This window comes from Micromonospora pallida, from assembly GCF_900090325.1.
GTDB classification, from domain to species: domain Bacteria; phylum Actinomycetota; class Actinomycetes; order Mycobacteriales; family Micromonosporaceae; genus Micromonospora; species Micromonospora pallida.
In genome coordinates, this window is record NZ_FMHW01000002.1 from 1,178,416 (window position 1) to 1,203,959 (window position 25,544).

Here is a 25,544-nt window from a genome sequence, read left to right on the forward strand (position 1 = left end):
GGAGAGCGTGGTGTTCCCTGGTCGGGGCCCCGCTGCGGGGACACCGCCCCGCCCCCGCGGCGGGGCCCCGGTCACCGGGTCAGGGGCGCAGGAAGGTGACCCGTTCGGCGGTTTCGGTGAGCTGGAGGGCCAGATCCCCCGAGTCCACCTCGGCCGCCGGCACCCCCAGGGACCCCGCGATCGCGGCGGCCAACCTAGTCGGGGAAACCGTGCCCCGGGGCCCCAGGGGCAGGGGCCCGACCGGGTCGGGGACCCGCTCCGAGCCTCCCGGGGCCCGCAGGGTCCTGCCGAAGCTGCCGGGGGAGTGCGGCTCCACCGCCAGGTGCTGGGCCTCCGGGGGCTGGTGCAGGTCCAGCCGGGCCAGTTCCCCCTCGAAGAGGCAGAGCAGCACCTCCGGGCTCAGCCGGCGGGTCACCCAGGGGGTCAGGTGTCCGGTGCCGGCCCGGTCGGCGTACCCGTCGACGAGCAGCCCCGGGTAGCCCGACACCACCTGGGACCGGATCAGGGCCCCGGTGAGGGTGGGGAACTCCAACGGCAGGGGAGCGGCGGCGTCTCGGGCCTCGTCGGCGGGGCCCAGCCGACCCACGCTGACCGCCCCGTCGACCAGGTGTCGGACCCAGCCCTGGTCCACCCCGAGGAACCGGATCGACTCGGCCGGCAGCAGCCCCTCGTCCGGCACCAGGTAGCCGAAGGGCACCCCCTCGAGCCGGGTCAGCCCGGTCAGCCAGTCCGTTACCCCCGCCGGGAGGGAGTCGTCGATCGGGGCCACCGCCAGGGGGTATCCGGCGTCGAGGTTGCGGGCGGCGCGCTGGTCCCGGGCGGCCTGCTGGTCCCGGCGGCGACGCCACCCGTACAGGCCGGTGGCGGTGTCCCCACTGCCCAGGGCCAGCAGCCGGCCGAGCTGCCAGGCGGCGGCGTACCCCAGGTCGAACATGCCCAGCTCCGCATCGAAACGCAGCAGAGCGTCCCCGGACCGTACCGGGGCCACCGGCCCCGCATCCGTCGGACCGGGCACCAGGGGCCCCCGGTACCAGCCGATGCTGCTCCCGCCCTGCCGGAGCCGGTGCCGGGCTGGCACGAACCCCTGATCGAGGTACCGGTCAGCGGCGGGCTGCCCGCTGGGGGGAAGCCGGAGGGTGGCCCCCTCCTCGGCGAGGTCCCGGACCAGGGTGGCGAAGGTGTGGTCGGCGCTCACCGAGGCGAACCGCCAACTCGTCAGGCTGACCAGCCGGACGGTGTCCCCGACCGGGGCGGGTCCCCGATCGAGTGCCCACGACCCGTCGGCGGCCGGGGTGAACCGGTGCTCCAGGGAGACCAGGTGCACCACGCTGGTCATCCCGGCCGGCGGCAGCCGGGTGCCGACCACCACCGCCGCGTCGGCCGGGTCGTCCCCCTCGGCCCGGACGTGGGCCAGCAGGGGCAGATCGGCGTAGCCGGGCAGCAGGTCGGCGAGGAGCGCGGCCGGGACGTCGATGACGGTGACCGGCTCCTCGGCCGACTCGTGGGACTCGGCAGCGACGGCGGCCGGCGGCAGCCAGGGGCCCGCCCCCAGCCGCCCCAGGGGCACCGTCGAGACGGGGGGCGCCTCCTGCTCGGTGAAGAGCAGCAGGGCCAGCCAGGGCGGGGTCTGCGGGCCGCCTCCCCCCGGGCTGCGTTCCCAGGGCAGGGTGGCCCGCTCCAGCACGATGTGCGGCAGCACGGTGGCGTGGTCCCCGACACTCCCCTCGGGCGGGAAGACCGACCGGATGAGGGAGGGGGCCAGGCCGAACCGGTCCCCGGCGACGGTGAACCGACGGGTCGTGGTGAAGTCCACCGGTTCCAGACTCACCCGCTGGGAGAGGGTGACCTGGTAGTTACCGGCGGCCAGCACCGGGCGGTGCTCGTGGCGGAAGGTCACCTGGGACTCAGACATGCGCTGCCACCTGGGGGATCGCGTGGAACTGGGTGGTGTCGAAGCCGGCGGGGTCGACTACCGCCGAGGGAAGCAGGGCGGCGGCGACCGCGCTGCGGGCGGCGGCGACCCCTGGGTCGGCCATCGCCGTCCGGATCGTGGTCGCCCGCGCCGCCGGCCCGTCCGGTACGACCGGCCGTCGGGGCGGCGGGGCCAGGGTGAGCACCTCCCGGGTGTACAGGGGAGTGTCGGCCTGGAGGGCGGACCGGTCCACCCAGACCGCACGCGCCGGGGCGGGCGGCCGGGGGCGCAGCTCGTACCCGGTGACCAGGTCCTCCATCAGGGCCGGGTCGGTGACCTGGGGAGTGAGCCGGCCACCCCACAGGGCGAAGGGCAGCCCCTGACGGACCGGGGTGAAGTCGAACCGGTCCTCGACCGGCATCCCCTCGTGGGTGACCACGATCCGGTGGACGGCGGTGACGGCGCCGGGGGCCAGGTCGGCCGGGCCGATCCCGAACGCGGTCCGGCCCCCGCCGGTGGGCAGGGCCACCTCCCGTTCCGGGGTGCCCCGGACCGCCCCGCTGGCCGGGATGGCGCTGTTGGTCGACACGACCAGGGTGGCCGGGTCGACGATCCCCAGCTCCTCGGGGGCGGCCCCGGGGGCGGTGCGGTGGGTCTCGGCCCGTACCGACAGGTCGAGAATCCGGTCCCGGGGCGGCAGCAGGGTGTCCCGGAACCGGTCCCAGCTCACCGGCGCCGGCTTCGCCCCACCGTTCGCGCCGAAGGAGATGCGCACCGTGACGATGTCCAGGTCGATGGCGGCGGCACCGCCGAAGTCCGGGCCCCACAACTGGACGTCGGCGCCGACCTGCACGTTGAGGGTGTGGGTGCCGAAGAAGCTGAAGGTGTACGACACCCCGATGCTGACCTGCAGGGACGCCTCGTAGTGGTACGGCTGCCAGGAGATCAGGAAGTCCATCGAGGCGTCGAACCCGGCCCGCAGGGAATCGTCCTGCCACAGGGCGGTGACCCGGCCCCCGGCCATCAGCATGGTGGGGGTCAGCGCGAAGTACCCGGCCCCGGCGATGCTGAACTGCTCCGTGATCTGCCAGGCGAAGCCGAGCCGGGGCACCGTCGGGTAGTGGGCGGGTACCGGGAACTGGGGGTGGTAGCCCCCGGCGGTGAGGGCGAAGTCCCCGGCGTGCTCCCCGGTGAACCAGGTGGCGAAGGCGAACCCCCCGGTCAGGTGGCAGTCCGGGGAGAGCAGGTACGAGGCCCGGGTGAGCTGGGCCTCCACCGCCAGGTACCCGTCCTCGGGGACCAGGGTGGCCTTGATGGCGAGCTGGATCTGGGCGACCGGTTTGACCGGCCCCGCCCCCGCGTCCGGTGCCGGCAGCACCACCGTGGCCAGCCCCAGCACGTCCAGCTCGAACCGGTGCCCGAGGGCGGCGGCGACCAGCAGGAAGGCGTCCACCATCTCGAAGGAGTTGACCCGCAGCCCCACGGCGAGGAAGTAGTCCCCGACCGAGGGCGGCAGGTAGTCGGCGAGGATCCGCAACTCGTCGGCGAGGGTGGTGCCCGGGGGCGGCCCGGTGACCGCGTCGGCTACCAGGGGGAAGGTCGCCACCTGGTCGATGGCGGGGGCCACGAACCGCCGGTTGTACCCGAACCCGCCCGCCAGCCCCCGTAGCGACAGGGCGGGCGGACCGGCGTGCAGGCCGTTGAGGTAGGCGTAGGCGAACAGGGAGGGTCCGGCGGGGAGCTGGACGTAGGCGCCGAGGGCCCCGACGGAGAAGGACGGGGTCCGGACGCTCAGCCCCCCGCTGTACGCGGTGTAGCTGGCCCCCTCGTACTCGATGGTGTCCTTGCGCAGCGCCCCGTCGATGCGCAGCGGGACGGTGTCGTAGGCCAGCCCGATCCCGGCCAGGTCGAAGGTGGGCATCGAGAGGGGGTCGGTGGTGGAGACCTCGATGGCGAGGCCGCTCAGGGAGAGGGTCAGCCCGGCCACGGTGACCGAGGCGTCCAGCAGCAGGGCGACCCGGGCCTCCCGGCCGGGGGACTGCCGGAAGGCCAGGCCGACCCGGGAGATGTGCAGGGGCCCGAAGGAACGCTGGACGGTGAGCCAGGTGGCGTCGTCGCCGGTCCGTACCGGCGCGGGGCCGCCGCTGGCCGGTGCCGGGGTCACCCCCGGCGGGCCGCCGACCGGTACCGCCAGGGCCTGGGTGAAGGGCCCGAGCACCAGGGTGGCGTCCACGGTGAACCCGGCGGCGAGGCCCCCGCTGGGCATGTCGGTTCCCTGCGGGAGCAGGGCGGCCAGGGCGGTGGCCTCGGCCGCGGGCAGGGCGGTGGTGGCGGCGAGCAGCCGCAGGGGGTCCACCCCCATTTTGGTGCCCCGCAGGTGGTCCCCGACCACCGGGAGCCGCCCCAGGTCCAGGGTGGCGGCGACCTCCACCCCGAAGAGGTACCCGGTGCGGGTGCCGTTGCCGGTGAGGGCGAACAGGGCCTGACGCAGGTCCAGCCGGATTCCCTCGGGCACGTGCGCGGCGGCGGTGGGGGAGATGGCCCCCACCAGGGATTTCAGGTCGGGCACCGGGTCGGCGGGCAGGTGCCGGTAGGAGGCGGCGAGCCGGTGGGCGGTGGGGTCCTGGGCGAAGTGCAGCTCCAGGGTGGGGTGGAAGGTTCCGCCTTGGACCGGTACGGCCAGGTCCAGGGTCCCGGCGACGGAGCGTCGGGCGGTGTCCACGGCCAGGGTGAGGGCCACCTCGGTGCCGTCGACCGGGAACCGGGTCCGTCCGGTGAGGAAGAGGCGTCGGGCCCCGGTGGAGATCTCGGCGGCCAGATTGTCCACGGTGGACTCGGCAAGGGGGGCCGGCAGGGCCAGCCCGCCGAAGCGGTCGGCCAGGTCGGCGAAGAGGTGCCCGATGGGGATCTGCTGGTCGGGGCCGGTCTCCCCGGCGAACTCCCAACGCCGGTCGGGGGCCGGGTCGTAGGCGGCCTGGACCGTCACCCCGAGCCCGCCCAGCAGCAGCCCCGCCCGGGCGTGGAAGGTGGTGCCGGTGGAGTCGTGCAGCAGGTCGAAGCCGACCTGGGTGAGCGTGACCTCCTCGGTGATCTGCCAGGCGCCGTCGATGACGATCTCGCCGTCGAAGGAGGCGGGCACGGTGGCCGAGGGCACCACGGCCCCGGCCTGGAACCGGGTGACCGTCAGATCCGGGACGTGGTCGGGCTCGAGGCCGGTGAAGTGCTGGTAGACCTCCCGGATGCGCAGGGGCGGGTCGCCGACGCGCAGCCCGCCGCCGATCTGCCGGGTGGCGGAGTCGGCGACCAGCTCCAGGGTGCCGTCCCGACCGATCCCGAACAGGCCGCCGACCAGGACCGACACCTGGGCGGACGGGCCGGGAGCGACCACCCGGACGGTCAGGTCGATCTGCTGGAGGGTGAACAGCCCGGGGATCACCTCCCAATCCGCCTCGGTGTACAGGGTCATGGTCAGGTACTCGACCGGGTTCGCGGCGGTGGGGTTCACCGCGAGGGTGACCGCCCCCAGGGTGATCCCGGCCCCCGGGTCGATGCCGAAGGGCACCGACAGGGTCTCCAGCCCGACCAGGCCGGCGATGTCGGTCAGGGTCAACGGGCCCAGCTTGCTGAAGTCGGCGGTGAGGACCAGGTCCTCGCTCCAGGAGGCGAGGCGAGCGTCGATGGTGATCTCGTGGTCCTCGGTGACCCCGGTCATGCTGCCCGCCGACACCGGGATGCCCGCCGCGAGGACCAGCGCCCCCGGACCCGGTGGTCGAGGGTGTGGTAGTTCAGGTCGGGCAGGCCGAACAGCCCGTACCGCAGGTTGGTGAGGGTGAACAGCCCCAGGTCGAGGCCGGCGTCGGCAGGGCCGTACAGGGCCACGCTCGGCACCAGGGGGGCGGCCGGTGTGATCCCGGGTGGGGCGAGGGAGACCATGGTGATCTCCCCGGAGAGGGGGTGGCTCTCCCCGGGGAAGAGCAGCCCGACCAGCTCCATCCCGGGCCGGATCAGCAGGTTCCCCTCGAAGGCCATCCAGGTGGCGGTCGGGACGGGGGGCTCCCCGCTCTCCGCGATCAGGTCGGTGTCCAGGCGCAGGACGGCCCCGCTGAATCGGAGAGTGCCCAGCAGGGTCCCGCGCAGGGGCGGGAACGTGTCGGCCAGGGACCAGTCGGCGGCCGGCCGCACGATCACCTCCACCCGGCTGACGGTGTCGCCGGTCAGGGTGAACCGGAGGGTCACGTCGGCCCGGTCGAAGGGTGCTCCGGAGCCGGTGCCCTCGATGGTGACCGGGCCGGGGGCCTCGGCGCGTTCACAGCCGGTCAGCAGCAGCCGGCCGGTGGGCAGGAACCGGCCCAGGTAGGCGGCGGTCGGGGGGTCCAGGGCGGAGACCGGCAGGTCGAGCCGGCCGGAGGGCACCCCGGCCAGCAGGGTCTCCAGGGCCTCGGGGGTCATGACTTCTTCTCCCAGGTGATGTCGAGGTCACCGTGGGACCCGGTGATGTAGACCGGGGCCTTGAAGGGGAACTGGAGGGACATCGGGGGATTCCAGTTCTCGGAGTCCCAGGCCCATCCGGAGTGGGGCGGAGTCTTCTCCCGGCCGCTGTCGATGAACCGTTTGACGTAGCGCTCCACCACGGTCCGGGAGGGCAGGTGGTGACTGGTCACGCCCTCCTTCCCGGCGCTGATCAGGGCTTTCTCCTTCGGGTCCACCAGGTTCACGAACTCCAGGGAGGAAGAGGTGCGGTTGCTGCCGTGGTGGGCGATGTGGACGACGTCGACGTTCTTCAGCCGGGTCCGGTTCTGGGCGGCGTACATCCCCCGGCGCATGAGGTGGTGCTCGGTGCTGCGGGTCGAGTCCCCGCAGAGCAGCAGCTTCTTGCCGAAGACCTCCACCAGGAGCACCACGCTGCCCCGGTTCTTGCCCGGGTCTCCGTCTTTCTTGTAATTGTTCACGACCCCGGAGGCCAGGATGGTCACCGTGCAGGCCGGGTCAGTCTCGGCCACGATCCGGATGCCGCCCTGGGCGTCGAGGCAGTCGATGTCGGTGGCGGTCATCGCCGCCGGTAGGGCGATCCCCTCCAGGGTCGTCTCCCCGGCCACCTCACCCTTGTTCAGTTTCTTGTCGGGGTCGACCGCGTTGTGGACCACCTTGCGGATCAGGTTCTCGTTCACGATGTGCTGACGCACCCAGGTATTGGCGGTGCCGTAGTCGGCGAAGTTCCCGCTGTGGTAGACCCGGCCGACCTGGATCTTGTAAGGCTTGTCGGCGAGCACCGTGGCGAGCTGGTTGTAGTGGTCCTCGTCGGAGTGGGTGAAGATCAGGATGTCGATGAGCTGGGCCCTCGGGGTCGTGCCGAAGACGGTGGTGGTCTGCGCCGGGCCCAGGAACTTCGGATCCTCCAGGCAGTCCCGCACCCGCTTGGTGTAGACATCGGCCTCGGAGTCGTCCATCTCCTTCGAGGTGGAGCCGCAGTCGATGAGGATCATCCGCCCACCCGGGGTGCTCAGCACGATGCAGTCCCCCTGCCCCACCTTGATCATGCGGGCGTAGAACTTCCGGTCCCCCCGGTTGCCGGGGGCGGCCGGGGGCCGCTTGCTGACCTCGTCCTCCCAGAGCTTGGACAGGGCTGCGGCCTCCCTCCGGAGCCTTGCCTCGTGCTCCTCCTGCAGCTTGATCCGCTTTTTTTTGGACTCCTTGCGGCTCTTGTGGAGAATCGTCTCCCCGTCTCTCAGGCCGAGGTCGTAGTCGGCCGTCTTCCGCTTGCGCGTCGGAGGGTTCGGGCTGGTCATGCTGCTCTCCTCAGCTCGGGAAGGCGATCCGCCAGCGGCCCTGGCTGACCCGTTCACCCTTGCGCCGCCAGGTGAAGACGTGTCGGCGGTCGTTGTCGAAGGGGCTGAAGTCGGCGGCGTAGGCGAACTCGTTCTGCAGCACGTTGTAGAGGTCGAACTCCAGCTCCCCGGCGGCCAGCCGCAGCAGGGCCCGCAGCTCGTGGGCGCCGATGGTGACCCCGTCCACGGTCAGGGCCTGGAAGGTCCCCCGGGCGGCCCGGACGTCGCTCAGGTCGTCGGAGCCGCCCTGCTTGAACGCGAAGCCCTCGGGGCGGCCCTCGATGCGGTGCCAGAACTTGTGGGAGTGGTGGAAGCGGATGCTGGGGTGGACGTCCACCCCGTCCGGGGTCTGAGCCTGGTACAGCTCCAGGAACAGGACCCCGCCGCCGCTCTGGGCCTCCCGGCGGAGCTGGAGGTGGTCGGAGCCGGCCGTGAACACCGACTGGCCGGCCGCGAGCCGGGTACCGCGCACCTCGTCGGCCTGGAGCTGGGGGGTCGTCACGGTGCCGGCCACCAGAGGCCCGGTCGTCACGGCGCTGGCGGTCAGCGCCCCGGTCTGCACGCCGGTCAGCTCGTCGGAGTTGCCCTGCTTGAACGCGAAGCCCTCGGGGCGGCCCTCGATGCGGTGCCCGAACCTGTTGGCGTGGTGGAAGCGGATGCTGGGATAGACGTCCACCCCCGGCGGGGTCTCGGCCTGGAACAGCTCCAGGAACACCACAGGCCCCCCGCTCTGGGCCTCCCGCCGCAGTTGCAGGTGCTCGGAGACCGCCTGGACGGTCAGCGGGGACTGGGGCGCGGTGGTGCCGATGCCGACCCTGTTGCCCAACGGGTTGATGGCCAGAGGCGCGGAGCCGTGGGACTGGATCCAGGAGTACCCGGTGTCGTAGCCGAGCCGTAGGTTCGGCTGGTGGGTGGGGCCGACGATGACGCTGCCCCCGTTGGCGTCGCCGTTGTCGTCCACGATGTGCAGCCGGGCCTGGGGGGTGGCGGTGCCCAGCCCGGCGTTGCGGGCGGAGAAGACCAGGGGCGCCCGCTCCACCGCGGCGCTGAGCTGGCCGTCCTGGAACCCGGGGAGGTTGCGGTAGGCCAGCACCACCGGGGCGTGGCCGGGGTCCGGCAGCCCCTGCACCTCCTCCAGGGTCAGCTCCAGGCACCCCCCGGGGGGCAGGGTCGTGTCCTGCTGGGGGATCAGGGTCCACTGGGCCCGGTCCGCCAGCATCTCCCGGTGGACCTGCCAGACCCCGGGAACCGACCCCCCGACCCGGAGGGTGACCGTGCCGGCGGTACCGGCGGTGGTCAGGGCCCAGTCCCGGGTCTCCCGGTCGCCCTGCACCTCGAAGGAGAGGACCAGCTCGGTGGGAGCGGTCCCGTCCGCCCCGGTCAACGGAACGGGAATCTCCCGGGAGACGTTGGCCACCCGGACCCGCAGGTCACAGGGGGTACGGCCGTCGCTGAGCACCCGGTCCCCGCCGACGAACCCCAGGTGCAGGGGTACGTCGGGTCGACCCCGGTGGTTGACGATCTCCAGCACCTGGTGTCGGGCCCCGGTCAGTTCGGTGGGCTCCCCGCTGTACCCCATGCGCCGGTAGCCCAGCTCCACCCGGCTGCCCCGGGTGCCCCCCACCCCGTCGGCCCGCAGCCCGGTCAGGGGCAGGTCGAGGGAGTTCCCGGCCGGCAGGGTCAGCCCCTCCGGTCCGCGCAGCCAGCCGGTGGACCCGGTCAGGGACAGCTCCCACCCCGGCACCTCCACGGCCGGCCGGGTGTCGGCGGCCAGCACCCCCTGGCGGAAGGTCACCGCGAGGTGATGGTTCTCGGGACCGGTGGGTCCGGGGGCCGACCAGAGGACCAGGTCCTGGCGGGAGGAGTTGGTGACCCGCAGGGTGAGGGTCTGTCCCGCCGGGGTGTCGTCGATGTAGAGCACCGGCTGGTCGTCGACGTTGACCAGCTCGAAGGTGAGGGGGTGGGTACGGACGAAGGTGGCGAGCAGGGCCTCGTCGCCGGCCATGTCCCGCTGGATCTCGGCCACCGACCGAGGAGCGTCGTACACCCGCAGGTGGGCCGCGGCGAGCGCGAGGTGGTAGCTGACGGAGTTGGGGTCGCGGCCCAGCGCGAACCTCTCCCCGTTCGGCTGGGTGGGCCCCGGCATCGCGTCCTCGGCCACCACCATCCCGTCCAGCAGGATCCGGGCGGTGCTGTCCTGGCTGGTCACCGCCAGGTGGTGCCACTGGTCGAAGGTGAAGGTCCCCGGGGCGGTCTCCTGCTGGAAGGGGCCGTTCACCGTGGAGCCCTGGTACACGATCCGACCGTCGTCGACGAGCCAGAGCGCGAAGTGGCCCCACTGGCCGAAGACGACGGCCTTCGAGTTCGACGGCATCGGGGGCACCCGCACCCAGGCCATGCTGGTGATCGGCCGGGTCACGCCCGAGGTGCTGACCACCGCGTCGGAGCCCCCGCCCAGGGCCAGGCAACTGCCGAACCGGTTGTCGGCGCGGACCTGCGGGGCACCTTCGATCTCCCCGGTGGCCGGGGCGGCGGGGGAGCCGGTGACCAGGGGGCCGCGGGCCAGGTCGTCGAGCTGCCAGTGCAGCAGCAGGGTGGCGCTCATGCCGGAGAGCCCGGGACGACGGGGGCGGCGGAGGCGGCGGCACCGGGGGCGGCCGGTCGGGTGCCGGCCGGGGCCCCGTCCGGGTGGAGCTGGGCCCCGGCCTGCTGGCCGATGCTCTCGATCAGTTCGTACACACGGACGTAGGGCATCTGACCCAGGGCCTCCATGATCGTGTTCGTCTGGTCGAGGGTGAGAGAGAGGGTGATCGGGGGCATCGCTCGCATCCTTGATCCGGTCGGGTGACCGGGGTGGTGGCTCATCGGGTGGGTGGGGTCGGGGTGGGCAGCGCGAGCCAGCCCTCCCGCAGGGTCAGGTCGGTGGGGAACCCCGGGTTTGGGGCGGGGGGATCCTCGGTCTCGGTCCAGACGGCACCCGCCCGCTCCCGCCAGGTCCACCGGCGCCCCGGCTCGGTGGCGGGCAGCACCAGCCCGACCTCGGCCGCGTCGGTCAGCACCGGGGCGGCGAGGAAGCCGGTCTCCAGGCGGGCCAGGGCGGCGTGGTGGTGGGCGGGGTCCAGCCGTACCGAGACGGTGGGCAGGATGCCGGTGGTGGCGTGCAGGGCCCCGGCCGGCTCCAGGAGCACCGTCAGGGTCTCCTCGGGCAGACCGAAGGCGAGCCGTACCGGGGGGTCGGTGCCGGCGGCGGCCATGGTGGGCACGTCGTGGTACTCGGTGCCGAGGCTCCCGTCGGGCTCGTGCCGCCAGTAGCCCAGCACCCCGTCGGCGAGCCGCCCGTACGCCCCCAGCCGGACCGGGAACCGCACCAGCGGGAAGCCGTTGGTCTCCCGGCCGGTACGCCCCAGGTCCTGCCGGAACACGTTCCAGTCCTGGTGGATCGCGGGAGGGCCGAGCAGGTCCAGCCCGACGGCCAGGCGCAGCACCGCGATCGGTCGGCCGGTGAGCCGGGACCGGACCTGGTGGCCGCCCTCCCCCTCCTCGACCACCGCCTCCAGGGCCTCGATCAGGGAGCTGAACAGCTCCCCGAGCCGGTCGGCCCCGTACCCCCGCAGCCGGTCGACGACGGCCCGCAGCCCAGGGTTGGTGATCTGCTCCACGGCGGGAAACCCCCCGGTGGGGGCGGCCAGCCAACGGGCCAGGGCCGGGCGGTCCGGGTCCGGGTCGGGAAGGAGGCTGCCCAGCCACTCCCCGCTGGCGGCGTGTACCCGCAGTCCGTCGTCGAGCAGGTCGGGCAGCAGCCACCCGCAGACCGGGGAGGACTCCACCAGGCCGCTGACCGGCCGGCGCGGGTGCTCGGCGTCGAGCAGCCGCAGCCGCAGTCGGGCCGGTTGGGCCACCCGGGGCGGCAGGGCGATCCAGCCCGGCCGGTCCGGTACCCGTAGCCGGGTGGTGGCGGCGGGCTGGTCCACCGAGAGGTCGTGCCCGACCCCGAAGGAGTCCACCACCCGCAGCCGCAACAGCCGCAGGCACCCGGCCCGCAGGGGGTTGAAGTCGGCCAGGGGCACCGGGGCCTGCCGGTTCTGCTCCCCGACCCGGTCCCGCACCTGCTCGGCGAGGAACTGTCCGGAGGGGAAACCGAGGGGGTCGAGGATGGGGAGCTGGCGGGTCAGCCGGCGCATCAGCAGGGCATCGTTGAACCCGCCCAGGCTCTGGGCCAGGTTGCTCCCCTCGTGCTCGGCCAGGTGGGCGTAGGCGGCGGCGAGGGTCCCCAACCGGAGGTCGGCCGACTGGTCGGCACACCAGGCGAGCAGGGCCCCGGGGTCCCCGGTCACCTGCTCCGGGGTGAGGGGCCCCAGTCCGGCGGCCGCCCGTTCCTCGTTGTACCGGGCCAGGGGGCCGCCTGCGAGGTACCGCAGGATCCGGGCCGAGAGCAGCGGGCGGGTGGCGGTGGAGAGCACGGTGCTGCCGCTGTAGGTGACGGCCGCCCGTTCGGTGAGCCGGTGCCCGGGGCGGGGCGCCAGTTCGACCTCCCCGGCTGGGAGCCGGTAGTTGAGGCTGACCACCTCGGGGTCGTAGTCCCGGTCGGTGGGGTCGAGGTTGGTCCCGGGGGCGGACGGCAGGAACTCCACCTCCCAGTGCAGCAGCAGAGGATGCCAGGGCTGGCCGGCCCAGCGGCGCAGCGCCGGGTGGGGTTCGGTCAGCCCGGCGAGGACCGTGTCCAGCAGGTCGCCGGCGGCGGCGAACCCCTCGGCCTCGGTCAGGGCCCCGACCGCCCCGGGGGTCTCCACCACCAGGCAGGGCAGCAGGCCCTCGGGGTGCTCGTCGTCGCTTCCGTACCGGTCCGACCCGGTGGCCTCGGCGCCGGTGAGCAGCACCACCGGCTCGTTGGGCACCTGGTACGAGTCGTCGGGGAGCTGCTGGAGCCGGTAGCCGGCCCCCTCCGGCAGCTCCGCGTTGACCCGGGCCACCACCGCCTCCACCGCCTCCCGGGCCGCCGCCAGCCGGTGGGCCAGGGTGTCCCCCCGCCCGCTCGGGGGAACTCCCCGGTCTCGGCGAGCAGGGCGTCCAGGGCCGCCAGCTCCCGTTGCAGGTAGGCGGCTGCCAGGTCCGGGTCGGGGTAGTCCGTCCGGTTCTCCGGAGGCGGGTAGGCGCAGGTCAGGTACCGGTGCCAGTCGGCGAAGAGACGCTGCCGCAGCCCGGTGGCCTCGGCCTGGGCCCCCTCGTGGGTGGCCTGGGCGGCGTTCAGGGCGACCAGCAGGTCACCCAGCTCGGGCGGCAGGTCGGCCAGCTCCCGGGCGGGGGCAGCCCCCACCGGGGCGAGGCCGGCGGGGCCGGCGGCGGCGACCAGGGCCGTCGGGTCGGTACCGGGGACGGCGTCCTGGGGCCGGACCGTCCAGCGGGTCCCGGCGGCGACCGGGGTGAAGGCAGCGGTGTGCCGGGCCTCGGCGAGCCGCTCCGGCAGGTCCAGGGTGGCGGTCTCCAGGTGTTCGGCGAGGTCGATCGCCTCCAGGAGCTGCTCCATCTCGTCGGCGCTCACCCCGGGCAGCTCCGCCCCCAGATGGGCGGCGAGGGCCTCGGTGGCGCTGTCGGCGAGGTAGACCCCGGTCCCGGTGGTCCGGGTGTCGAACAGGGACAGCTCCCCCTCCGGGTCGAGGGTCAGCCGGCCGAAGCAGACCATCCGCTCCGGGGCCGCCCCCTCGGGCCCCGCCGCCCAACCCAGCTCGTCGGCCACCCGCTGGGCCCAGGTGCCGGTACCCGGCCGGGCCAGGGTGCCGGTCAGCTCGTCCAGGGCGGGGGAGGAGTACCAGCCGAGCAGGTCGTACCGGGTACCGGCCGGGGGCCGGGTGCCCGACTGGGGGTCGAAGAACCCGAAGACGCTGGCCGAGTTGGGGTAGAAGGCGGCGAAGGTGGGTTCCCCGTACCCGAGGGCGGTCAGCCGGGCCACCCGGTCGGTCTCCGGCCCCGGCCAGGCCCCGAGGGGCAGGACCCGCCCGAGCCGCCGCCAGGGCCGACCCGAGGGGCCCGGGGGGTCGGCGGGGGAGAGGGGGTAGGCCACCGAGGCGGGCGACTCGTCGGTGAGGGCGTCGCTCTCCACCACCCACCGGGCCCGCCGGCCGTCGGGGTCGGTGCGGGTGACCAGCCACCGGTCGGGTACCCGGGGCGGCTGCACCGCCGCCTCCCGCCCTCGGCCGGGGACGCCCTCCTGCGGGCCGTGGACCAGGCGGGTCAGTGCGTCAGGCAAGGCCCAGTGCAGGTGGACCCCGGCCTGGAGGGTGAACTCCTCCTCGAAGGGGGCGGGGAGGATCCCATCGCTGAGGAAGGGCTGGTCGGGGTGGACGTCCCGCCCGGTGACCGGGTCACAGTAGGGCAGTCGGGTGAAGTCGGCGACCGGGCCGGCGACGGTCCGCTGGGCCGGGAGCCACAGTGCGTCGATTCGGACGGGTACGGCGAGCAGACGCATGGGGCATCCCTCTGGGGTGGACGGTCAGCGCGGTACACCCTACAAACCGGACCGATCTTGAGCCTCAACAAAGTCGACAATGGACTCGTTCGGTGCGCCGTAGCGCTGTTGGCCCCCCGTGGTGTAGGACCGACTTCGGCGAACTGTTCAGGTATCGGCAATGATGATTGTGATTTCCCCGTAGGTCCGGTCTGCTCCGGTTCCCTCGCCGCAGGTCAGGACGGTCAGGCGGTGGAGGAGCGGACCACCTGGGTTGGCGGGAAGCGGACCTTCCGGTGCCCCGCTTCCCCCTCGGCCAGCAGCAGGGCGGCGGCGGTGTGCCCCATTCGGTAGGGCGACTGTCGGATGATGGTCAGCCTGCAACACCTCACGGCGGCGGTGTCCCGTTGCCCCCGAGTCCTACGCCCGCACTCCCGACCGGTTACGTCATGTAACGGGCACCCCGGCCTCGGCGAACCACTCCGCATCCGCTTCCGCCGGTGTCAGCGCGCGATTGACGCCTCGATGATGGTGGCCGTTCCCACCGCGGGTCGGCCCTCGTGCATGGTGATCGTCATGCCCGGCTGTAGGTGCCGCCAGCGGTCTGGGGACAGCGGGCCCAGGCGGACCGAGCGCAACCTCCCACTCGTCGTGGTCGAGGTACTCGCGTACGTCGGCCACCGTTACGCCAGCCTCGTTGACGACATCAGCCGGGACCATGGCCGCAGCCCGAACGAGTAGATCAGCAACATCCACCCTCGGATTGTTCAACGTCGCCGTACCTTCGAGGCCGACCGCTCGTACCGATGTCCGTTGGTTGCTCCTGGGCGATGGTCTGGAATGCTTCGCTTATGCCTTCCTATCCGCCTACCTTCGCCGACCAGGTCGTCGCACTCCCAGCCCGTGCCCAGTTCGAGGCGTTCCTCGACGAGCACCGCGGCGCGCTCAACGGCTGTCTGGACGGGCTGACGGAGGAACAGGTGCGCCGGTCGTTGGTGGCCTCCGGGACCACGCTGTTGGGTCTGGTGAAGCACGCGACGTTCGTCGAGAAGGTCTGGTTCGACGAAGCCGTCACGTGCCGGTCGCGCGCTGAGATCGGTATCCCCGCGAGGTCAGAAGAGTCGTTCATTCTCGATGACGACGACACGATCGCCACCGTCCGGCACGCACACCGCGAAGCCTGCGAAGCATCACGCCGTGCGACGTCATCCCTGGGTCTGGACGACATCCTGCACGGGCACCGGCGGGGCCCGCTTCCGCTGCGGTGGGTGTATCTCCACGTGCTGCGCGAGCTCGCCCAGCACTGTGGGCACGCAGACATTCTTCGAGAGCAGCTCGTCAACGAGTAGTACGCGGACGTCCGCTCATGCCGCTCCGGGTGGGCTGGCGTTCATCGCCGCCGGTGACGCATGGTGTTGTACGAACCGACGTAGCGAGAACACCACCCGGCAGCATAGGCACTACCCGCCGCGCCCCACGTCCGGTGAGAGAGCACGCGCAACCGTGCACGAGGTCGTTAGCCGGGCGTCCCGGCGCGCTCGTTTCTTTGGGCGAGGCGCTGGGCTTGCCCGTTGTGCACATCGCTCACCCACTCCCAGCCGGGCTTGGCCGATGGGCCGATCCGCGGGTCGTTGGGAACATGGCCGTCACGCAAGGCGAGCACGTACGCCCGATCCTGCTCGATCCGTGCACGTACCTGGTCAGCTCCGCCGACTGACCCGTGGCCGGGGACGACGACATCGACATCGCCCGCCACGTCCTCCAGCAGCCGCAGTGCTGCGAGGTAGTCCTCGATCGGGTCAGCGGTGCCGTTCAGATCGAGCATTGGAATCAAGACATCAGAGAGCATGTCGCCGGCGACGAGAACCCCGCGTTCTTCGACGAACAGCGCCGCATGGCCCGGCGCATGTGCTTGATGCTCGATGATCCGGACTTGAGGGCCATCCCAGGGGATCTGCGTCGTCTCGGCGGGCAGGGCGGTGATCAGGCCGTACAGGTCCAGCGGTACCCGGTCGGCGATGCCCGTCGGTTCCAGGTGGGCGGTTATCTCGGCCTTCGCACCGGGGTCGGACAGCTCATCCCGGACGGTGGCCGCGCAGCGGGCCGTGCCGTAACGAGGGGCCGCGCCAAGCTGGGCGTGCCACAGCAGGTGATCCCAGTGAGGATGCGTCGAGAAGCCTGCCACGACGGCCTGGTCCGAATGGGACAGGTCGTTCGCGATGCAGGCCATTTCCTGGTCCTGCACCCCGGGGTCGATGAGCAAAACACCGGCGCGGCCTTGCACGACAATGGAATTGCTCTGGAGAAACTCGCTCTCGTGGATCAGCACACCGTCCGCGACCTGTCTCAGCACGATGACCCCTTCCGCTTGTGGTCTGCAACCGCCCGGCGAGACGGTAGTGCCTGGCAGTAATAGGTGGCAAGCATCATGGGCGAAGCGAATGAGCCGCGGTCGGAGTGCCCGGTCAACGCCGCCGTCGAGGTGTCCGGCGATCGCCGGAGCCCGCTCGTCCTGGTTGGCATCGTCTTCGGAGACCGCCGCTATTTCCGAGAACTGCAAGCCAACTCTATCGAGGGGATCGCCTCGAATATTCTCGCCGACCCACTCAAGTGACTCGTCGAGTCGGGACTGCTCACCCGTGACGTGCGTGCCGTGACCGGTCAGGTCGGACCACCAGCAGCGCGGAACCGGTTGCGGGCCCGATGCAACCGCACCGCGTAGGTGGGACGCGACCAGGCGAGGGTGAGAAATTTCCACGAGAACGCTGTGCAGCACAGCAATAATTGGCGTTTGGACCTCACCGCGGCCAGGAAGCGTCGGTCCTTCCTCTGGAAGCGTTTGGTCGAGCAGCAGGGGAGCGGCGTATCGACGTTCAAGAAATTCTGCGTACGTTCCGCGCCGTGCCGCGGGAACGATCCGGCGGCCTGGAATCTCGGTCGGGCGTCGGGGTTCACCCGGTGACCTCGCTCGGCGGCACGGATGCGTACCTCAAGATCGCCCCGGCGTCACTGGGCCCGGAGGCGCTCGCGGCGGCACGCCGTGAGCTGCGCTTCTACCGCGACCTGGCGTCGATCGTCCCGGTCCGGGCGCCGCGACTGATCAATCACCTCGATGTGGCCGACGGCGTTGCGCTGCTTCTGGCCGACGCCGGAGGCTCGCTGGCCGTGGACATGTGGCGGGAGCGGGACTGGGCCGCACTCGGCCACGACCTGGCCGCGCTGCATTCCGCGTCCGGTCTACCGACGCGCGCGTGGGACGGACCCGATGCGCTGGGCGCGGCGATGACCGACCCGGACATTCGCACGATGAGAGAGTTCTGGGAATCGGCCCTGCCGCAGTTCGACCACATCCTGTCCGGTGCCGACCGCGTGCGAGGCGACATGTCCGCAGTGCCGCCGACCTTCGTCCACGGCGACTGCCACACCGAGAACGTCACGTTCGACCACGGCTCCCTCGTCCTCTGCGACTGGCAGTCCTCGGGGGTCGGCCGTCCATCCGGGGATCTGGCACTGCTTTCGGTGCGGGCCACTCCGGCCGGCGTCGCGGTGCCCCGGGCGCTCTTCGACGCCTACCTCAAGGTGAACACCGAGCGGTCCGCCGAGCTGCGTCGGGCGACCTTGGCCGAGGAGCTGGCCATCCTGCTGTTCCAGTGGCCGCACTACGCCATGTACAACAGCCCGGCGGGCAACGACCGCATCCGGAGGCGGGGGACCGACCTTGCCGCCCGTTGGACCGGAGAGTCCGATTCGGGAGGACGCTCGACATGAGCTTCGCGTTCATGCCGCCCGCGCGGCCGTCCGGCGTGACGGCTCAGGCCAGGGCGGGTGCGGTGGCCCGGCGGCGGATCAGGGCCGCCGCGGCGCCGAGCACGGCCAGGCCGGATCCGAGCAGCAGGACCGCGTCGGCGCCGTGGGCGGAGAAGCCGCCGGTCTGGCCGGCCGGCAGCAGGCTGGAGGCCACGGTGATGCTGGCGGCGACGCCGAGCGAGGCACCGACGTAGCGGGCGGTGTTGTTGGCGCCGGAGCCCATCGCGACCCGGTCCGGGGGGACGCTGGCGACGGCGAGCCGGGCGAGTGCCGCGTTGAGCAGGCCGCTGCCCGCCCCGGAGATGAGCAGCCCGGGGATGGTGCGTGCCCACGAGTGCGCGCCGGCGTAGCCGAGCATGGTCAGGTAGCCGGCGGCGGTGAGGGCGAAGCCGAGGGCGAGTTGCCGAGTGGGCGCGAAGCGGGTTCCGTGGTGGCGCAGCTGGTTGCTGACCACGTACGAGGCTCCGGCCCACACGAAGGCCAGGCCGGCGGCGCCCAGCGCGCTGACGCCGATCAACCGCTGCACGAGGGTGGGTAGGACGGTACTCGGGCCGAGCGCGGCGAGCCCGGTGAAGAGCGCGCCGATGGTGGCGACCCGGAAGTCCGACCGGCGGAACAGGGCCAGGTCGAGCATCGGCGCCCGGGTGCGGGCCTCGGTCGCCACGAAGGCGGCGAGCAGCAGCACCGACAGCCCCAGGGGAATCAGCACCGCGGGCCGCAGCCAGCCGGCGCGTCCGAGGGTGACGGCGATGAGCAGCAGTGCCAGGGCCGTGCCGAGGGTCAACACACCGGGTACGTCGATACGGGCCGCCCGTTCGGCCCGGGACTCGGCGAGCAGCCGGCCACCGGTCGCCGCCAGTACGGCGGCCAGCGCCGCGAGGAGGAGGTAGAGCCAGCGCCAACTGCTGAGTGCGGTCAGCGCGGCCGCGGCCAGTGGGCCGACGGCGATGCCGGCGCCGATCATCGACGCCCAGAGCGCCGTGGCGTGGGCCCGGCCCTGGTGGGTGTGGAAGGTGTGCGCGAGCAGACCCAGGCCGACGGCGAGGATGGCGGCGCTGGCGACGCCCTGTGTCACTCGGGCGGCGATGAAGGTGCCGGCGTCGGGGGCGACGGCTGCCCCGACCGTACTGGCGGCGAGCAGCGCGAGGCCGACGCGGAAGATCCGGCGTCGGCCAAAGTCGTCGCCGAGGCTGCCGGCCACCAGCAGGGTGGCGGCGAGTCCGAGATTGATCGCGTTGATCAGCCAGGTCTGGGTGGTGAGGCCGGCCCCGAGGCTCCGCGCGGTCTGCGGCAGTACGGCCACCGGGGCGGTGTAGTTCATGAGGACGAGCAGGGTCGCGGCGCAGACCGCGAACAGGGCCCGAGAACCGGAGCGGTTCGTGTCCGCGACCGGGGCGGCGGACGGTGCGGTGACGCCGGCGGGTGTCGACATGCGGGTGGCCTCTCGGTTCGGTGAACGAACCGACGATAGCAGAGATAGTTCGTTCAATGAACTGACCGGTGTAGGATCCGTTCCATGGCACTGGGAAAGAGCTACGAGGGGCAGAACTGCTACCTGGCCAGGGCGCTGGAACTGGTCGGCGAACGGTGGACGCTGCTCGTCGTCCGCGACGCCTTCTTCGGCGTACGCCGCTACGGCGACTTCCTCGCCCACCTGGACATCCCCCGGGCCGTGCTCGCCGACCGGCTCAGCACCCTCGTCGACGCCGGCATCCTCCAGCGCCACCGTTACCAGGACTCCCCACCGCGGGACGAATACCTGCTCACCGACCGCGGCATCGAACTCTGGTCGGTGATCTACCCGTTGATGCGCTGGGGCGAGCGGCACTTCGCCTCCGGCGAGCGGCTGCGGACCTTCCGGCACGTCACGTGCGGCACCGAACTCGACCCGGCCAGTCGCTGCCCGGCCTGCGGCGGGGCCGATGTGCCACCGGGCGACGTCGAGACCCACCCCGGGCCGGGCATCCCGGCCCAGCCGCGCCAGGACCCGGTGAGCGTCGCGATGCGGCAGCACCCGCACCGCCTCCTGCAACCGCTGATCTGAGCCGGCCCCCCTGGTCGGTTGCGATGCGTGCCGGGGGTGTGGTCGGGTCGATGGCCGTCCTCGCCCGGACATCACGCAGGTCAGGCCGAGGCAATCCGGGCCAAGTAGGCCCGGGGACGGACGGATTTCCGTACGCTGCGCTGGGTGAAGTGGGCACGATCCTTCGTCGCGCTGGCGGCGACCCTGACTGTTGCGGCGTGCGATGCCGCCCGGACGCCACCGGCCGGTGCGCCCACCCGTTCCTCCCCGGCGGCATCCCCGTCGCACCCCGCCGAGATCACCTTGGCCTTCGCAGGCGACGTGCACTTCGCCGACCGTACCGCCGACCTGCTGCGTGACCCGGCGACCGCGTTCGGGCCGATCTCGTCGATCCTGTCGGCCGCGGACCTCGCGATGGTCAACCTGGAGACGGCGGTCACCACGCGGGGCACCCCCGAGCCGAAGGAGTTCCATTTCCGGGCGCCGGCGAGCACGTACGACGCGGTGAAGGCCGCCGGCGTCGACGTCGTGACGATCGCCAACAACCACGCGCTCGACTACGGCCGGACGGGCCTGGCCGACACCGTGGACGCAGCCAGGGCCGCCGGGATGCCCGCCGTCGGGGCGGGCGCCGACGCGGCAGCGGCCTACGCACCGTGGATCACCGAGATACGCGGCACCAGAATCGCTGTCCTCGGCTTCAACCAGGTCTCCGAACTGTGGTCGGAGTGGAGAGCCACCGACTCCCGGGCCGGCATCGCGATGACCCGGGACCTGCCGCGCGCCGTCGCGGCGGTGCGCGCTGCCCGGAGCCAGGCCAGCGTGGTCGTCGTCTACGTCCACTGGGGCACCGAGGGCGAGGCCTGTCCACCCGCCGAGGCCCGCGAGTTCGCCGGCGAGATGGCCAGGGCGGGTGCCACGCTCGTGGTCGGCACCCACGCCCATCTCCTGCTCGGCGACGGGTGGCTCGGCCATACCTTCGTCCAGTACGGACTCGGCAACTTCCTGTGGTGGCGTGACGATGCGTACAGCAACGACACGGGGGTGTTGCGGGTGACCCTCGACGATTCGGCGATTTCGAAGACGGAACTGGTGCCCGCGACGATCTCCCGCCGTACCGGTCGACCCGAACTCGCCGACGGGGAGAATGCGGCCCGGATTCGCAAGGAGTACGCGGACCTGCACGCCTGCACCGAACTCGCCTCGCGCCCCACGTGATAGGCCGGCGGCGTACCCTACAGCCGCTTGCTCTTGGCGGCTGTTCTGAAGTTCGCTCTGATGCGGACCGCGACGGTGGTGGACATGGGTTCGGCTGAACTGAAGCAGGTCGCGGTGCCGGTCACCTCACCGGACCTGCGGCGGATGCTTCTCGCCTATACGGTCAGCACCGTCGGTACGCTGCTCGGCAGCGGCGTCGTCCTGTGGATCGCCATCACGCAGGTCGGTGTCAGCGGCGGCGAACTGGGGTTGTTGAGTGGCATGGCGACGCTTGCGGCGGGTGCCACCGCCCTGGTGGTCGCGCCGAGGATCGATACCTGGCACAAGCGGCCGGTGATGATCACGTTGGACCTGCTGGCGGGCGCCGCCCTGCTCAGCCTCTGCCTCGCCACCTGGGCGGGGAAGGTGACCGTGTGGCACCTGACGGCGGTGGCCGCTACCGCGATGTCGGTGGCGATCCTCTTTGCCGCCGCAAGTACGTCGATGCTCAAACACGTCGGCCGCGATCGTCTGGACTGGGCGCTCGGGCGGCAGGAGTCGGTGTTCTGGGCGGCCCAGCTGATCGGTCCACCTGCCGGGGGCGTGGTGACCTCGGCCATCGGCGCGTCCCTGACCCTCGCGTGCAACAGCGCGTCGTTCCTGCTGTCTGCCATCCTGCTGGCCGGGATCTCCGAACCAGGTCCCGCTGCCGAACGAGCGTCGACCGGCCTTCGGGTCGGCGCGGGCCTCCGCACCATCTGGCGATTGCCTTCCCTTCGTGCCCTCTACGTCAATGCCGTGCTCTTCGGATCCGCCCTCATGGCCACGAACCCGATCCTGGCGCTGTTCATCGTGCACGACCTGGGCCTGTCCGCGTGGGAGTACGGGCTGACCCTCGGCGTTCCATGTCTCGGCGGGATGCTCGCGGGCACGCTGTCGTACCGGTTGATCCGGCGGTGGGGGAGGGACCGGGTCCTTCTCGGCACCGGACTGGTCCGCGTCGTCTGGCTGCTTCCCCTCGCCGCCATACCGGCGGGGCCTGCGGCGCTTGCGGCGATCCTGACGTTGCAGTTCGGCCTGCTCTTCACCACGGGACTGTTCAACCCGACGTTCGCGTCGACGCGGATGTCGGTCACCCCGGCGGACCGGCTCAGCTCGGTCGTCGGTAGCTGGGCGGCCACCACGCGACTGGTGCACCCGATAGCCATCGGGTCGGTCGGCCTCCTGGCGGAGATCCTGGGTGTACGCGCCGCACTCGCGATCGGCACTGGACTGGGGGCGTTGAGTGTCCTTCCGCTGCTGAGTCGGTCGTTCCGCGATCGATCAGGCCAGGACGCGAACGGGGCTGGCGCCATCACAGAGCGGTATGGAGGGCCTGGCAGTGTGCCCTCGCCAAGTGCTGCGACACCTGCGCTCTACCGCAAGCTCAGCCAGTACGGCGTGGGTCTGGCCCGCGGTACGCGGCAGCAGTGACTCAGCTTCGCCAGCCCGTCTCGGATACACCCCGATTCAGCTGATTCTCATGGTCGGCGTCCTCGGCGGCCATGGACTTCGGCCACACTCGCCAAGCCGCGCGGTCGGCCTCCGTCTCGGAACAGTCGGTCGCGATCATCAGGTGGGTTCGCGCGCCGTCGATGTAGTGCATCGCCTGGTCGAGGGTGCCCTGGTCGGGCTCGTCGTACCCCAGCCGCGCGAACTCCGCGGCCAGTTCGGCCATGCGTGTCTCGCTCTCCTGCTGACGCCGGGTCGCATACCGTTGCCGCGCCTCGGTCAGCCAGGCGGGGTTGCTGTCACGCAGCTCTCGGACGTCCCCCTTGGTCCAGGGTCGGTCGAGTTTCGGCAGATCACTGTGGTCGATGCAGAGCACCCGGGCAGCCCAGGAGGGCTTTACCACCTTGTCTAGTTTGTGGGCTTTCGCTGCCACGTTGATGAGCCTCTTTCTTCATCGATCCGGCATCCGGATCTGGCGCGTCGCGGTAGGTCGCGCCGGATCCAGATTCAGCAGGTCGAGTGAAACAGCCCGCCGACCGGCTGCGTCGTGGCCAGTTCGTTGTACCGCTGCACGGCTTGCGTTGTCTCGACGATGTGCGGAGTTATGCCACGCTCTTCGAGGAGCGTGAGTGTGCGCGGGTCGACCTGGAGCTGGAGTTGCATGCCGCGCGACAGAACGATCGCCGTCGCCCCGTGGAGGAGGAGTTCCTCGACGTCGTCGGGCTGGATCCCGGGACTGTGGCGGGTTCCGGTCTCGGACCAGTCCCACGTCCTGCCGCCGCCGGGATAGAGCTTGAAGTCTTTGCCCGTACCCAGATATTCAACCTCCATCCGCCCCCAGGAGATCGCCAGCACTCTCGGAGAGCGTTTCACGGCTTCGGCCACGACAGCCTCCGTTCCACCCGACACGACCAGCACCATGCATGCTCCGACCGTCGAGCCTACTTTGGCCCAGGAAGCGGACCGTCACGGCATGCTCACCTGCCGTCATCCGGGCGTTCAGTGAGGGAAGGTGCGAGGGGTGCGTGCGTTGCGGAGTTCGTCGCGGAACGCTTGGATGCGCGTGATGACCTGTCGCCTGCCGATGGTGCTCTCGATGCGGTCGAGGTACAGGCATCGGGCGGCGAGTTTGTCGAGGTCGACGGTGAAGTAGATCGCCATGAGCGGGTTGACGAGCAGGTCGCCGCCTCCGGTGCGTCGGGTGAACCGGATGTCTCCGAACGCGCCACTGGTGGCGGCGGCGATCTGCCCTTGGACGATGCTCGGCCGGTCCGGTGTGGCGGCCTGGGCGTCGGCGACAGCATCGCGGTACAGCGCGGCCTCGCGGCTGGAACCGGGGATGGACAGGGCGCCGAGGTAGCCGCCGTCACGGTCGAGTGCGGCGAGGTTCTCCAGCACCTGGACGTGGTTGACGCCGTCGTAGGCGTCGATGCCGAAGCCGAGACTGGTTACCAACTTGACCGGCACGTCCAGGGCGGCCACGGCGGCCAGGCTGGTGATGTCCTCCACCGGGGTGCCGAGATTGCTTTCGTCGCCGCGCAGCAGGACGTCGGTGCCGCCATCGACCAGCACCACCGCATCGATGTCGAGTTGTTCGACCAGGTGCCGGTAGGCCGCCCGTAACGGCTGGACACCGAGTGGCGGAAAGGCGTACACGGTCGACGGCAGCTCGTGAGCTGCCAGCCACCGGGCGAGCGTCCGTTCGGGGAAGTACCAGTCCGGGCTGGTGGTGTCCGGCTGCACCGCCGCGACGTGCTCCGCTACCCACGCGTCCCGGTCGATCAACTCGAGTTCGGAGAAGGACAGGCTGGCCAGGTGCACCTGTGCGCCGCCGTGCCACAGGGCGAACGCCAAGGGCGGGCCGGCGTACACGTCGAACCCCCCGCCAGCTCCGGCGATGAGGATGCTCCGCGCCGGAGCCAGCGCGGCAAGCAGCGGCGGAACGGCCAACGAGAACGCACCGGGGGTGGGCGGCAGCGCGGCAGGGTTCATCACCGCTCAATGATCAACCACGCCACCCTCAGCTACAGCTCGGTGGGGCGGCGGGCCAGCCAGACCGTACGCTCCGTGCGTACCGTGAAGTCGGTGCGGTGCGGCAGGTCGGCGGCCAACTGTTCCAGGGCGGCCAGGTCCTCGGCCGGGAGGCGGTCCTCCAGACCGAGGCGGATGCGGCCCAGCGAGATCTCCGCATAGCGGCTGGTCGCGGCGGGCAACGGCGGCCGCAGGACGAGGTCGAAGTGGCGCTCCGCCTCGACGGTGTAGCCCGCGCCGGTCAGCCGCTCGCCCCACGCCTCGCCCATGTGCAGGCCGTGTTCGAGGCGCTTGGCGGCGAGCAGGGCCTGGCACCGCTCCTCCAGCGCGGCGCCGGCCGGATCGTCCAGGAAGCGCGGGAACGAGTCGAGTTCGACCACGGCGAACAGACCGCCGGGGCGGTTCAGCTCGTACGCCCGGGCCAGTGCCCTGTCCGGGTCACCGATGTGGTGCAGGGACGCGGACGCCCAGATCAGGTCGGCCGGCTCGAGCTGCGGCCAGGGCTGGTCCAGATCCGCGCGTACGGTTCGAACTCGGTCTCCCAGGCCCTCCTCGTCCGCTTTGTGCCGTAGGTGCGCGAGCATTTCCTCGTCGACGTCAACGGCGGTGATCCGGGCGGTGGGCAGGTGGCGGGCCAACGAGCGGCTGCCGACGCCGGTGCCCGCGCCGAGGTCGACGATGTGCGGCCGGTCCGGCAGTTGTGCGCCGACCCAGCCGATCAGTTCCGCGTAGTACTCGTGCAGGACGGCGGCGTCGAGTTCGAGCATCTCGCCCAGGTGCGTGTGTGCCATGCGCCGACCGTACGTCGGTCATGCG

At 71.9% G+C, this 25,544-nt stretch carries 19 protein-coding genes; 6 read left to right on the top strand and 13 right to left on the bottom strand.

From position 1 onward, the window contains the following. Positions 1 to 79 precede the first annotated feature (79 nt). The 7 genes from GA0074692_RS34560 to GA0074692_RS05305 are packed head-to-tail and all read right to left on the bottom strand — an operon-like array spanning position 80 to position 12,719. The gene (locus GA0074692_RS34560) at positions 80 to 1,912 is read right to left on the bottom strand and encodes a hypothetical protein (RefSeq protein ID WP_176738310.1); all 1,833 of its coding nucleotides are present in this window, start codon (positions 1,910 to 1,912) and stop codon (positions 80 to 82) included. Further along, positions 1,905 to 5,624, bottom strand: a complete 3,720-nt coding sequence (locus tag GA0074692_RS05280; protein ID WP_141725169.1) for a DUF6603 domain-containing protein — start codon at positions 5,622 to 5,624, stop codon at positions 1,905 to 1,907. The genes GA0074692_RS34560 and GA0074692_RS05280 overlap by 8 nt, the downstream gene beginning before the upstream one ends. Beyond that, positions 5,621 to 6,361 carry a hypothetical protein gene (locus tag GA0074692_RS05285; protein ID WP_091639942.1) on the bottom strand — a complete coding sequence of 247 codons (741 nt, stop codon included), beginning with the start codon at positions 6,359 to 6,361 and terminating at the stop codon, positions 5,621 to 5,623. The genes GA0074692_RS05280 and GA0074692_RS05285 overlap by 4 nt, the downstream gene beginning before the upstream one ends. Beyond that, on the bottom strand, positions 6,358 to 7,698 hold the full coding sequence (locus tag GA0074692_RS05290) for a ComEC/Rec2 family competence protein (protein WP_091639944.1): 1,341 nt from the start codon (positions 7,696 to 7,698) through the stop codon (positions 6,358 to 6,360). The genes GA0074692_RS05285 and GA0074692_RS05290 overlap by 4 nt, the downstream gene beginning before the upstream one ends. A 10-nt stretch (positions 7,699 to 7,708) precedes the next feature. Further along, on the bottom strand, positions 7,709 to 10,342 hold the full coding sequence (locus GA0074692_RS05295; protein WP_091639947.1) for a LamG domain-containing protein: 2,634 nt from the start codon (positions 10,340 to 10,342) through the stop codon (positions 7,709 to 7,711). Further along, positions 10,339 to 10,557: a hypothetical protein gene (locus GA0074692_RS05300; protein ID WP_091639949.1), complete on the bottom strand. Its 219-nt coding sequence runs from the start codon at positions 10,555 to 10,557 to the stop codon at positions 10,339 to 10,341. Before GA0074692_RS05300 ends, GA0074692_RS05295 begins: the two co-directional genes overlap by 4 nt. A gap of 41 nt (positions 10,558 to 10,598) precedes the next feature. Then, entirely contained in the window at positions 10,599 to 12,719 is a 2,121-nt protein-coding gene (locus GA0074692_RS05305; protein ID WP_218106553.1) for a hypothetical protein, read from the bottom strand. Positions 12,720 to 15,030: 2,311 nt separating this feature from the next. Between GA0074692_RS05305 and GA0074692_RS05315 the strand changes: the two genes are divergently transcribed. Further along, positions 15,031 to 15,528 (top strand): DinB family protein, encoded by a 498-nt coding sequence (locus GA0074692_RS05315; protein WP_091639954.1) that lies wholly within the window; start codon positions 15,031 to 15,033, stop codon positions 15,526 to 15,528. Between the two features lie 167 nt (positions 15,529 to 15,695). Here the strand turns inward: GA0074692_RS05315 and GA0074692_RS05320 are convergent, their stop codons facing one another. Next, entirely contained in the window at positions 15,696 to 16,532 is an 837-nt protein-coding gene (locus GA0074692_RS05320) for an MBL fold metallo-hydrolase (protein ID WP_091639956.1), read from the bottom strand. Positions 16,533 to 16,595: 63 nt separating this feature from the next. On the opposite strand from GA0074692_RS05320, the gene GA0074692_RS05325 reads away from it, so the two are divergent. Then, positions 16,596 to 16,793: a winged helix-turn-helix transcriptional regulator gene (locus GA0074692_RS05325; protein WP_218106554.1), complete on the top strand. Its 198-nt coding sequence runs from the start codon at positions 16,596 to 16,598 to the stop codon at positions 16,791 to 16,793. Positions 16,794 to 17,137: 344 nt separating this feature from the next. After that, complete coding sequence (locus tag GA0074692_RS05330; protein ID WP_176738311.1) at positions 17,138 to 17,947, top strand: phosphotransferase family protein; 810 nt, start codon at positions 17,138 to 17,140, stop codon at positions 17,945 to 17,947. Between the two features lie 43 nt (positions 17,948 to 17,990). On the opposite strand, the gene GA0074692_RS05335 is transcribed toward GA0074692_RS05330, so the two are convergent. After that, positions 17,991 to 19,418, bottom strand: coding sequence for an MFS transporter (locus tag GA0074692_RS05335; RefSeq protein ID WP_091639961.1), 1,428 nt, complete (start codon positions 19,416 to 19,418; stop codon positions 17,991 to 17,993). Between the two features lie 84 nt (positions 19,419 to 19,502). Here GA0074692_RS05335 and GA0074692_RS05340 point away from each other — a divergent pair, with 84 nt between their 5' ends. The 3 genes from GA0074692_RS05340 (at position 19,503) to GA0074692_RS05350 (ending at position 22,679) form a co-directional block, all read left to right on the top strand. Beyond that, complete coding sequence (locus tag GA0074692_RS05340; RefSeq protein ID WP_091639964.1) at positions 19,503 to 20,030, top strand: winged helix-turn-helix transcriptional regulator; 528 nt, start codon at positions 19,503 to 19,505, stop codon at positions 20,028 to 20,030. A 144-nt stretch (positions 20,031 to 20,174) separates the two neighbouring features. After that, positions 20,175 to 21,227 carry a CapA family protein gene (locus GA0074692_RS05345; protein ID WP_176738312.1) on the top strand — a complete coding sequence of 351 codons (1,053 nt, stop codon included), beginning with the start codon at positions 20,175 to 20,177 and terminating at the stop codon, positions 21,225 to 21,227. A 60-nt stretch (positions 21,228 to 21,287) separates the two neighbouring features. Then, a complete protein-coding gene (locus tag GA0074692_RS05350) occupies positions 21,288 to 22,679 on the top strand; it encodes an MFS transporter (protein WP_091639970.1) in 1,392 nt (463 codons plus the stop codon). A 1-nt stretch (position 22,680) separates the two neighbouring features. Here the strand turns inward: GA0074692_RS05350 and GA0074692_RS05355 are convergent, their stop codons facing one another. From GA0074692_RS05355 to GA0074692_RS05370, 4 genes are all read right to left on the bottom strand, one after another. After that, positions 22,681 to 23,130 (bottom strand): hypothetical protein, encoded by a 450-nt coding sequence (locus GA0074692_RS05355; RefSeq protein ID WP_141725171.1) that lies wholly within the window; start codon positions 23,128 to 23,130, stop codon positions 22,681 to 22,683. 74 nt (positions 23,131 to 23,204) lie between these two features. Next, complete coding sequence (locus tag GA0074692_RS05360) at positions 23,205 to 23,618, bottom strand: Mth938-like domain-containing protein (RefSeq protein ID WP_176738313.1); 414 nt, start codon at positions 23,616 to 23,618, stop codon at positions 23,205 to 23,207. 78 nt (positions 23,619 to 23,696) lie between these two features. Continuing rightward, positions 23,697 to 24,689 (bottom strand): DUF1152 domain-containing protein, encoded by a 993-nt coding sequence (locus GA0074692_RS05365; RefSeq protein WP_091639975.1) that lies wholly within the window; start codon positions 24,687 to 24,689, stop codon positions 23,697 to 23,699. A 32-nt stretch (positions 24,690 to 24,721) separates the two neighbouring features. Then, complete coding sequence (locus GA0074692_RS05370; protein ID WP_091639977.1) at positions 24,722 to 25,519, bottom strand: class I SAM-dependent methyltransferase; 798 nt, start codon at positions 25,517 to 25,519, stop codon at positions 24,722 to 24,724. Positions 25,520 to 25,544: the final 25 nt, after the last annotated feature.